1 pseudogene is annotated in these 214 nt (G+C 43.9%); it reads left to right on the plus strand.

Going from position 1 to position 214, the window contains the following annotated elements:
* Positions 1-214 (plus strand): annotated as a pseudogene (locus AS151_RS22325) (RNA-guided endonuclease TnpB family protein); the annotation flags it as partial.

Consider the following 214-nt stretch of genomic DNA (forward strand, 5'->3'; position numbering starts at 1 on the left):
GGCATTAACACAAGCCAAGAAAGACTATCCCCAATTAAAAATCCCCCAATCGCAAGTCTTGCAGCAAACCCTCAAACGTTTGGATACCGCATGGGTGGACATGTATCGACGGGGATTTGGTTTTCCTCGTTTTAAGAAAAAAGGGCGATTTCGCTCGTTTGTCTTTCCCAAAGTGAAGGAAAATGTTATCGAAGGGAATCAAATCGACCTTCCT

Origin of the sequence: Geitlerinema sp. PCC 9228 (assembly GCF_001870905.1) — a bacterium.
GTDB lineage: Bacteria > Cyanobacteriota > Cyanobacteriia > Cyanobacteriales > PCC-9228 > PCC-9228.